This is a genomic window from Kitasatospora sp. NPDC015121 (genome assembly GCF_055562955.1).
In genome coordinates, this window is record NZ_JBVHEH010000006.1 from 154,290 (window position 1) to 163,874 (window position 9,585).

Here is a 9,585-nt window from a genome sequence, read left to right on the forward strand (position 1 = left end):
CGACCTACCCTGGCCCGGTGGCCCGGTGGCCCGGTGTTCTAGCTGACGCCGGCGCTCGCGCTGGTGGCGGCGGTGGAGGCCGCGGCCGCCGCGGTGACCGCCCGGCCGATGGCGGCGACATCCGCGTCCGTGCTGACGAACGGCGGCATGGTGTAGATCAGGTCGCGGAACGGCCGTAGCCAGACGCCCTGTTCGGCCGCCGCCGCGGTCGCCGCGGCCATGTCGACCGGGGCGTCCAGCTGTACCACGCCGATCGCGCCCAGCACCCGGACGTCCGCGACACCGGGCTGTCCGGCGCACGGGGCGAGCGCGGTGCGCAGCCCGGTTTCGATCCGGCGGACCTCGCCGCGCCAGTCCCGGGACAGCAGCAGGTCGATGGAGGCGTTGGCGGCGGCGGCGGCCAGCGGGTTGCCCATGAAGGTCGGGCCGTGCGCGAGCACCGGGACCTCGCCGCGCGAGATGCCCCGGGCGACCCGGCCGGTGCAGAGCGTCGCGGCCAGCGTCAGGTAGCCGCCGGTCAGCGCCTTGCCGAGGCACATCACGTCCGGGGAGACGCCCGCGTGGTCGGCGGCGAAGAGTTCGCCGGTGCGGCCGAAACCGGTGGCGATCTCGTCGAAGACCAGCAGCACGTCGTGCGCGTCGCACAACTCCCGCAGCACGCGCAGGTATCCGGGTGTGTGGAAGCGCATCCCGCCCGCGCCCTGCACCACCGGTTCGACGATGACGGCGGCCAGCTCGTCCGCGTGCCGCCCGATCACCTCGGCCAGGTGCGCGACGTACGCCGGGTCGGTCGGGGCGTCGTACCCGGCGGGCGGCTCGGCGGCGAACAGCTGCCGGGGCAGCACGCCGCCCCACAGGTGGTGCATCCCGCCCTCGGGGTCGCACACCGACATCGGGTGGAAGGTGTCGCCGTGGTAGCCGCCGCGCCAGGTCAGCACCCGGTGCTTCTCCGGCCGGCCGAGCGAGCGCCAGTACTGCAGGCACATCTTCAGCGCGACCTCGACCGACACCGAACCGGAGTCGGCGAGGAAGACGTGCTGCAGCGGCTCCGGCGTCAACTCGACCAGTTTGACCGCGAGTTCGACGGCCGGGCGGTGGGTGAGCCCGCCGAACATGACGTGGCTCATCGAGTCGAGCTGGCCGCGCACCGCCGCGTCCAGCACCGGGTGCCGGTAGCCGTGGATCGCCGCCCACCAGGACGACATGCCGTCGACCAACTCCCGGTGCCCGCCCACCGGTTCGGCCAGCCGCAGGCGCACGCCCTCGGCCGACTCGACGAGCAGCGGCCGCGCGGTGCCCGGCATCGGGCCGTACGGGTGCCAGACGTGCGCCCGGTCCAGTTCCAGCAGCCGGGCGGCGTCCGGGTTCTCCTGGTGGGCCATCAGGCGTTGGGGGCCAGTTCGGTGCCCGCGCCGCGACGGCGGACCCGGACCAGGTCGGTGCGCGCCTCGTCGGTCTCGGCCTCCGCGGCGGGGAGCTCGGCCGGCTCGCCGTGGCCGCCGCACGGGCCGCAGCCACCGCCGCCGCTGCCGCAGGCGCTCGCGCTCTCCTGGTGGCCGCCGCAGCCCGCGCCGGCGGTCGCGTGGGTGCGGTGGCGGGGCAGGGTGGTCTGGTCGGCGCCCTCGACCTCGAAGCCCGCGTCCTTGATCATGTCGAGGTCGGCCTGTCCGGCCTGGCCCTCGCTGGTCAGGTAGTCGCCGAGGAAGATCGAGTTGGCGATGTGCAGGCCCAGCGGCTGCATCGAGCGCAGGTGCACCTCGCGGCCGCCGGCGATCCGCACCTCGATGTCGGGGCAGACGAACCGGACCATCGCCAGGATGCGCAGGCAGCGCTGCGGGGTGAGGTTCCACTCCTCGGCCAGCGGGGTGCCCTCGAACGGGATCAGGAAGTTCACCGGCACCGAGTCCGGGTCCAGCTCGCGCAGCGCGAACACCACGTCGACCAGGTCCTCGTCGCTCTCGCCCATGCCCGCGATCAGGCCCGAGCAGGCCGACAGCCCCGCGCCGTGCGCCTTGGTCACGGTGTCCACCCGGTCCGCGTAGGTGTGGGTGGTGGTGATGTCGCCGTAGGTGGACTCGGAGGTGTTCAGGTTGTGGTTGTACGCGTCCGCGCCGGCCGCCTTCAGCCGCTCGGCCTGGTTGTCGGAGAGCAGGCCCAGGCAGGCGCACACCTCGACGCCCTCGTCCGCGCCCTTGATCGCCGCGATGGTGTCCGCGACCCGGTCGATGTCCCGGTCCGTCGGGCCGCGCCCGCTCGCCACCAGGCAGACCCGCTTCGCCCCGCCCGCGACGCCCGCGGCGGCGGCCTCGGCGGCCTGGTCCGGCTTCAGCCAGGTGTACTTGAGGATCTCCGCCTTGGAACCGAGCCGCTGCGAACAGTACGAGCAGTCCTCCGGGCACAGGCCGCTCTTCAGGTTCACCAGGTAGTTGAGCTTCACCCGGCGGCCGAACCACTGCCGGCGCACCCGGCCGGCGGCCGCGACCACGTCCAGCAACTGGTCGTCGGTGGTGGCCAGCACGGCCAGCGCCTCCTCCCGGGTGGGGAGTTCCCGGCGGAGGCCCTTGTCGGTCAGGATGTCGAGGAGGTCCATGGCCCGATCCTGCCCGGGCCGCCCCGGCGTCCGCCATAGGGAACCCGCCAGAAGATCGCCCTACGAGCTGTGCAAGTGGTCACAGTGTCGCCGCTCACAGTGAACCCCGGACCCCCGGTGCCGGCGGAGCGGTCCGGGGATCGCCGGCATCCCGACCGGAGCGGCTGCGGCGGCGCGAGGTCCACGCGGTCCACGCGGTCCCGCATGGACCCGGGCGACCTCGGGCGGCCTCGGGCGGTCCGAAGGTGCGGGTGCGTTCGACCCGAAGGAATGACCGTCCGATCACCTGCTTAGAATCTGCGCCATGACCATCCAGCGGGGGGCGCCCGCGCGCGCGGACGACGAGCAGCCGCCGGCCGGGCACCGGGCGGCGGGTGAGCGGCGTCGACTGGCCGTGCTGTGGGGCGTCGTCGCGGTGCTCGCGGCCGGCGGGGTCTGGGTGGTCGCGACTCCGAAGCAGGGCGCGGCCCCGGCCGGCCAGTCCACCGGCGACAAGCCCGCCGCGTCCACCGCCGACGGGCAGCCGGTCCAGCCGCTGACCGAGTCCCAGTCCTTCCTGACGGAGCGGTACTTCCCGTCCCAGCGGGCCTACGAGTACGACGGCTACCGGGCCCGCCGTTCGGCCGCCCGGGACGGGGCGGACTGCCGGGCCGTGCAGAACGACAAGTCCCGCGACGTCCTGGCCGAGCTGAGCTGCCAGGGCTGGCTGGGCGTCGCGCTGACCCGCTCCGACCAGCCGGTGGTCTCCAGCGTCACGGTGCTGCGCTTCCTCGACCCCGAGGCGGCCGGCAAGGCCCTGCAGGCCGTCCGGGAGAAGGTCGGGGAGTTCGAATTCACCTACCCGGACGGCCTGTTCGCCCCCGCCGCGGGCGTCAAGCCGATGTCGGCGACCCGGGTCGAACTGGTCGGCCACCACATCACCATCACCGTCACCCGCTACCTCGACCAGCGCGCCGGGGAGGCCCCCGACGCGCTGCTCACCACCAGCAACCGCTCCGCCGCCGCCGTGGCCGGCCAGCCGTTCATGTGGATGCAGTAGCACTCACCCGGCGGTAGCGCTCACCCGGTGGCCCCGCCGGCGGAGGCGTCGCCCGCCCGCCCCGCCGTCGCCCGCAGCAGCACCCCGGCCGCCAGCGCCAGCGCCGCCGCCAGCGCGAAGACCGCCGCCGCGCCGGCCGGCAGCACCAGCCCGCCCAGCACGCTGCCCGTGCCGATGCCCAGGTAGACCCCGGACGCGTTCAGCGACACCAGCAGCGGCCCCTGCGCGGGCGCGGCCGCCAGCAGCCGCAGCTGCTGCGGCGGCGTCTGGCACCAGCTGCTCGCGCCCCACAGGAACACCAGCGCCCCGACCGCCACCACCCCGGCCCGGGCGTGCCCGGCCGCCAGGCCCGCCATCGCCGCGAACGCCGCCGCCATCGCCGCGTACCCGACCGCCAGCACCCGGACCGGCCCGCGCCGGTCCGCGAACCGCCCGGCCAGCAGGTTCCCCGCCACCGCGCCCGCCCCGTACAGCACCAGCGCCGCGACCACCGCCGACCGCCCCGAGACCCCGACGGCGGCCAGCACCGGCACACTGTACGAGTACGGCACGTAGCAGGCGGCCATCCCGAGCACCGTCAGCGGCAGCACCCCCAGCACGCCCGGGCGGCGCAGCGCCGCCAGCCGGGTCCGCAGCGGGACGGGCTCGGTGCCCGGCAGCGCGGGCAGCGCCAGGCGCACCGCGAGCGCGCACAGCGCGGTCAGCGCCGCGACCACCCCCAGCGCGGAGCGCCAGCCCAGCCCGACGGCGGCCACCCGGCCGAGCGGCACGCCCAGCGCGGTCGCCGCCGTCAGCCCGCCGATCACCACCGCCAGCGCCCGCCCGCGCCGCTCGGGCCGCACCAGCGCCGCCGCGGTCGCCCCCGCCGTCGGCGTGAACGCCGCCGCGCCCAGCGCCGCGAACAGCCGGGCCGCCAGCAGCGCCGGATAGTTCGGGGCGAGCGCGGTCAGCGCGTTGGCGACGGCCAGCAGCACCAGCGCCCCGACCAGCAGCGTCCGCCGGGGCAGCCGGGCGGTGGCCACCGCGAGCAGCGGCGAGGCGATCGCGTACCCGGCGGCGAACAGGCTGACCGACTGCCCGGCGGCCGAGGTCGACACGTGCAGCGAGGCGGCCATCGCGGGCAGGAACCCGGCGGTGACGAAGGCGTCGGTGCCGACCGCGAAGGTGCCGAGCGCGAGTACGGCGACGGTGCCGAGACCGTGCTCGGCGGGGGTCCGGCGGGGTGGGGCCTTGAGCACGTCGGTCACAGGAGGGCACTCCTCGGGCAAGCGTACGGACGGCATTCGGGATGTATGGTGTCCCGAATGATTCGGGATCAACTTTATCCGGAATGCCGGTCCGTGGAAGGCCGCATCCGACAGACGGACGCCCGGAGCCCGGGGCGGGGCGGCGACGTGCGTCCCGGACGGCAGGACTCTGGTGGGCCCTCGGGCCCGTCGGGGTCGGCCTCGGCGCGGCGGACGGAGGACGCGGCCCGAAGGCGCGGCCCGGTTACGAACGGCCCGCCAGGCGGGCGTGGTTGGCGCGGGTCCGGGCCACCGAGGCGGGGGAGGCGGCCGCGGCCAGGTCGGCCACGGTCTGGGCGGCGAGCTCGCGCCGCCAGGCCAGTTCGGCCCGCCGCATCGCGCCGGCCACGCCGCACGGGCGGGCGAACTCGTGCGGCGCCGCGCCCGCCGCGGCGGCGCCGCGCTGCCGGATCTCGGCGCAGGCGAACAGCGGGTCGGGCCCCTCGACGGCGGTCACCACGTCCAGCACGGTGATCCGCTCCGGCTCCCGGGCCAGCCGCACGCCCCCGCGCGGCCCCGAGACGGACGTCAGCAGGCCCGCCCGGGTGAGCCGTTGCAGCACCTTGTTCAGGTACGTCGGCGACAGCTCGAACATCGCCGCCAGCCGGGCCGACGGCACCGGCTCCGGCGCCGCCTCCGCGCCGCCCACCCAGACCAGGGTGAGGCAGCAGTGCAGGGCCCACTCCACGCCTTCGCTCGTCCGCATGATCCTGGATGCTAGCCATCCGGAACCCGCCCGCGCCAGCGGCGCGGAGGCAGCGCGCCGACGCTGCGGCCCGGCGGTCACGGGTGGAGCGGTTCGACGCGGGCGGACGCCTCCTCGGCCCGTTCCGGCAGCCGCGCCGGCATCGGCGGGTGGTGCGCGGCCGGCCGGTGGCCGGCCGGCGCCGGTGGCGGCCTCAGCCGCCCAGCTGCTCCCGCACGCGGCGGGACGGGGAGAAGACGTACAGGTCGAGGATGTCGGGCAGCGGGGCCAGGCCCGGGCCGCCCGCCGATATCCAGGCGGTGATGTCGGCGGACGCGTCGCGGTCGTTGACCAGGCCGAGCCAGACCGGCCGGCCGCCCGCCCGGCGGCCCTCGGCGGAGGGCTGGACGACGACCACGTTGGCGTGCTCGCAGGCGTCCAGGCAGGCGACGGGGCGGACGGTGGCGACGTCGGCGAGCGAGGAGCGCAGGTCGGCGAGCTGGGCGGCGTGGTCGAGCACCGGGACCTTCGGGGTGCCGCAGCAGCAGCCCCGGCAGACCGAGACGGTGCAGCGGGCGGGCGCGCTCGGGGTCTGCTCGGCGGCCTTCGCCCGGGAACGGCGGCTCATCGGACGGCTCCTGCGGTGGTGGGTGCGGTCAGGGGGCGGGTCACGGCTCGGGGCACGGCTCGGGTCACGGCGGTGACCCTACCCCGGGGGCGGCGGCTCACCGGGCGGCCGCCCGGTCCCAGGCGGCGTCGCGCAGCAGGCGCAGCCCGTTCAGGCCGACCAGGACGGTCGAGCCCTCGTGGCCGAGCACGCCGAGCGGCAGCGGCAGGGTGCCGACCAGGTCCCACACCGCCAGCACGGTGATGAACACCGAGGCGATCACCAGGTTCTGCACCACCAGCGCGCGGGCCCGCCGGGAGAGCGCCACCACGGCCGGTACGGTGGCCAGTTCGTCGCGGACCACCACCGCGTCGGCGGTCTCCAACGCCAGGTCGGAGCCGGCCCGGCCCATCGCGACGCCCACGTGCGCGGCCGCCAGCGCGGGCGCGTCGTTGACGCCGTCGCCGACCACCAGCACCCGCCGCCCGGCCGCCTCCCACGCGCGGACGGCCGCGACCTTGTCCTGCGGCAGCAGCCCGGCCCGGACGTCGGCGATCCCGGCCTCGGCCGCCAGCAGCCTGGCGGCGCGCGGGTTGTCGCCGGTCAGCAGCACCGGGGCCGTCCCGGTCAGCGCGCCGAGCGCGGCCACCGTGGCGGCGGCGTCCGGCCGCAGGCGGTCGGCGATGCCCAGCACGCCGACCGGGACGCCGTCCCGGGAGACCAGCACGGCCGTCCGGCCCGCCTCCTCCAGTTCGGCGACGGCTCCGGCGGCGGTCGCTGCGGCGGTCGCGGGGAGGGCGCCGGCGGCGGCGCCGGGGACGGCCGTGCCCGGCGCGGTGACGGCCACCGGGCGGCCGTCGACGCTCGCGCGGACGCCGACGCCCGGGGTGGAGGCGAAGTCGGACGCCGGAGTGGGCGCCAGGCCGCGGGCGCGGGCGGCGGCCAGCACGGCGCGGGCCAACGGGTGTTCGCTGGCGTGCTCGACGGCGGCCGCGAGCGCGAGCAGGGCGTCCTCGTCCAGGCCGGAGCCGGGCAGCGGGCGGACGTCGGTGACCTGCGGGGTGCCCTCGGTGAGGGTGCCGGTCTTGTCGAGCGCGGTGGTGTCCACCCGGCCCAGGCGCTCCATCACCACGGCGGACTTCACCAGCACGCCGTGCCGCCCGGCGTTGGCGATCGCGGACAGCAGCGGCGGCATGGTCGCCAGCACCACCGCGCACGGCGAGGCCACGATCATGAACGTCATCGCGCGCAGCAGCGAGTCCGCGAAGGCCGCGCCGACCAGCAGCGGGACGGCGAACACCGCCAGGGTCGCGGCCACCATGCCCAGCGAGTACCGCTGTTCGACCTTCTCGATGAACAGCTGGGTGGGCGCCTTGGTCTCCGACGCCTCCTCGACCATCCGCACGATCCGGGCGATCACCGAGTCCGCGGCGTCCCGGCCGACCCGCACCCGGAGCGCGCCGGTGCCGTTCAGCGTCCCGGCGAACACCTCGTCACCGGCCCGCTTGGCGGCCGGCAGCGGCTCGCCGGTGATGCTCGCCTGATCGACCTCGCTGCTGCCGTCCAGCACCGTGCCGTCCGCGCCGATCCGCTCGCCGGGGCGCACCAGTACCAGTTCGCCGACCGCCAACTCCTCGACCGGGACGTTCTGTTCGGTGCCGTCGGCGAGCAGTCGGGTCGCACGGGCGGGGGCCAGGTCGAGCAGGCCGCGGACCGAGTCGGCGGTCCGCGCGGTGGCCAGTGCCTCCAGCGCGCCGGAGGTGGCGAAGATGACGATCAGCAGCGCCCCGTCCAGCACCTGCCCGATCGCGGCCGCGCCGAGCGCCGCCACCACCATCAGCAGGTCCACGTCCAGGGTCCTCCCGCGCAGTGCCCGCAGCCCCGCCCAGCCGGGCTCCCAGCCGCCGCACGCGTAGGCGAGCGCGTACGGCGGGCCCCAGGCCCAGGCGGGGGCGCCCGCCAGTTGGAGCGGCAGCGCGAGCAGGAAGGCGGCCAGCGCGGCGGCGGCCCAACGGGCCTCCGGCAGGGCGAGGACCCGGGTGCGCCGGCGCGGCGCGGCCCCGGTCCGGGAAGGGGCGGCCCCGGTCGGGCGCTCGGTCAGGGTGGCGGACATGGCGGCGGCAGACCTCGGGGGGTGAGCGGGGGAGGGCGACCGAGCCACCATACATGAACATATGAAGGCTCATTCATGCATCGGTTGTACGATGGTCGACATGGGTCATGGAGCTTCCCCCGCCAAGAGCGCCGTCCCGCGCACCCCCCTGGACGCCGACAGCGCCGCCCGGATCGCCACCACCCTCCAGGCCCTGGCCACGCCCTCCCGGCTGCTCATCCTCTCCCGCCTGCGCGAAGGCCCCTGCGCGGCCACCGAACTCGCCCACGCCGCCGGCCTCGAACAGTCCGCCTGCTCGCACCAACTGCGCCTGCTGCGCAACCTCGGCCTGGTGGTCGGCCGCCGCAACGGCCGCTCGATCGTCTACGAGCTGTACGACAACCACGTCGCCGGCCTCCTCGACCAGGCCGTCTACCACATCGAGCACCTGCGCCTGGGCCTCAGCGACGCCGAACCCGACGACCTCGGCTGACCCGCCCCGACCGACGGAGCCGACGGCTGCGGCGAGGTCGGAGTCGGCGGAGTCGGCGGAGTCGGCGGAGTCCGCGCAGCCGGTCGCGGCACCCGGGCGGGGGCGGCGGGAGGCGCGGCGGTAGGCTGCCCCGGTTTCACAAGATCGGGAACGGGGGCGGGGCGTGGAAGCGCTGACGGGCGGACACCGGGTGTCCTTCGCCACGGCGTGGGGGCTCTTCGCGGCGGAGCTGCTCTGCCTGGCGGCGACCGCGCCGCCGCTGCGGCTGGTCGCCCCGGTCTGGCTGTGGGCGGGGCTGGCCGGCGCGGTGGGGCTGCTGCTGCTCGCGGCGCTCGTGCGCTGCCTGGTCGCCATCCCCTGCCCGCGCCACGGCGGCTGGTTCGACCCCGTGCTGTACGTCTGGCACCTGCCGCGCGGGCTGAAGCTCTGGTACGGGATCGCGCTCTGCCTGGTCGGCCTCGGCCTGGCCACCGCCGGCGGCGCCGAGGACGCCCGCAAGGACGCGGCCGGCTACTACCTGCAGCGCCACGACACCCGCACGGTGCTCACCCGCGAGGCGTACGAGACCAAGCGCGCCGCGCTGGTCCGGCTCGCCACCGGCATCCCGGCCGGACTGTGCGTGATCGGCAGCTTCCTGGTGCTGCTCTCGGCCGACGTCGCGCACGGTGCCGCCGAGGCCGTCGTCCGCCCCCCCCCCGGCGGGGGGGGGCGCCGCCCGGGGGGCTGTGCGCCCCCCCGCGGCCCCCCCCCCCCCCCGCGGCCCCGCCCCCCCCCCGGAGCCGGCCCCCGCCCC

The 9,585-nt window shown here is 76.5% G+C and carries 9 protein-coding genes; 3 read left to right on the forward strand and 6 right to left on the reverse strand.

Annotated features, from left to right (window positions below; genetic code table 11):
* Positions 1-38: 38 nt before the first annotated feature.
* Both ACZ3J7_RS10650 and bioB read right to left on the reverse strand, forming a co-directional pair.
* On the reverse strand, positions 39-1,382 hold the full coding sequence (locus ACZ3J7_RS10650) for an adenosylmethionine--8-amino-7-oxononanoate transaminase (protein WP_465618977.1): 1,344 nt from the start codon (positions 1,380-1,382) through the stop codon (positions 39-41).
* Positions 1,382-2,590 (reverse strand): biotin synthase BioB, encoded by a 1,209-nt coding sequence (gene bioB / locus ACZ3J7_RS10655; protein ID WP_465618979.1) that lies wholly within the window; start codon positions 2,588-2,590, stop codon positions 1,382-1,384. Before bioB ends, ACZ3J7_RS10650 begins: the two co-directional genes overlap by 1 nt.
* Before the next feature lie 304 nt (positions 2,591-2,894).
* On the opposite strand from bioB, the gene ACZ3J7_RS10660 reads away from it, so the two are divergent.
* On the forward strand, positions 2,895-3,629 hold the full coding sequence (locus ACZ3J7_RS10660) for a hypothetical protein (RefSeq protein ID WP_465618981.1): 735 nt from the start codon (positions 2,895-2,897) through the stop codon (positions 3,627-3,629).
* Positions 3,630-3,649: 20 nt separating this feature from the next.
* On the opposite strand, the gene ACZ3J7_RS10665 is transcribed toward ACZ3J7_RS10660, so the two are convergent.
* From ACZ3J7_RS10665 to ACZ3J7_RS10680, 4 genes are all read right to left on the reverse strand, one after another.
* On the reverse strand, positions 3,650-4,876 hold the full coding sequence (locus tag ACZ3J7_RS10665; protein ID WP_465618983.1) for an MFS transporter: 1,227 nt from the start codon (positions 4,874-4,876) through the stop codon (positions 3,650-3,652).
* A gap of 244 nt (positions 4,877-5,120) precedes the next feature.
* Positions 5,121-5,621 (reverse strand): RrF2 family transcriptional regulator, encoded by a 501-nt coding sequence (locus ACZ3J7_RS10670; protein ID WP_465618985.1) that lies wholly within the window; start codon positions 5,619-5,621, stop codon positions 5,121-5,123.
* Between the two features lie 193 nt (positions 5,622-5,814).
* Positions 5,815-6,228, reverse strand: coding sequence for a (2Fe-2S) ferredoxin domain-containing protein (locus ACZ3J7_RS10675; protein ID WP_465618987.1), 414 nt, complete (start codon positions 6,226-6,228; stop codon positions 5,815-5,817).
* Between the two features lie 97 nt (positions 6,229-6,325).
* A complete protein-coding gene (locus ACZ3J7_RS10680; RefSeq protein ID WP_465618989.1) occupies positions 6,326-8,320 on the reverse strand; it encodes a heavy metal translocating P-type ATPase in 1,995 nt (664 codons plus the stop codon).
* Between the two features lie 100 nt (positions 8,321-8,420).
* On the opposite strand from ACZ3J7_RS10680, the gene ACZ3J7_RS10685 reads away from it, so the two are divergent.
* Positions 8,421-8,792: an ArsR/SmtB family transcription factor gene (locus ACZ3J7_RS10685; protein ID WP_465618991.1), complete on the forward strand. Its 372-nt coding sequence runs from the start codon at positions 8,421-8,423 to the stop codon at positions 8,790-8,792.
* Between the two features lie 163 nt (positions 8,793-8,955).
* Positions 8,956-9,585, forward strand: a 630-nt coding sequence (locus tag ACZ3J7_RS10690) for a hypothetical protein (protein WP_465618993.1), incomplete at its 3' end; no start/stop codon positions are given.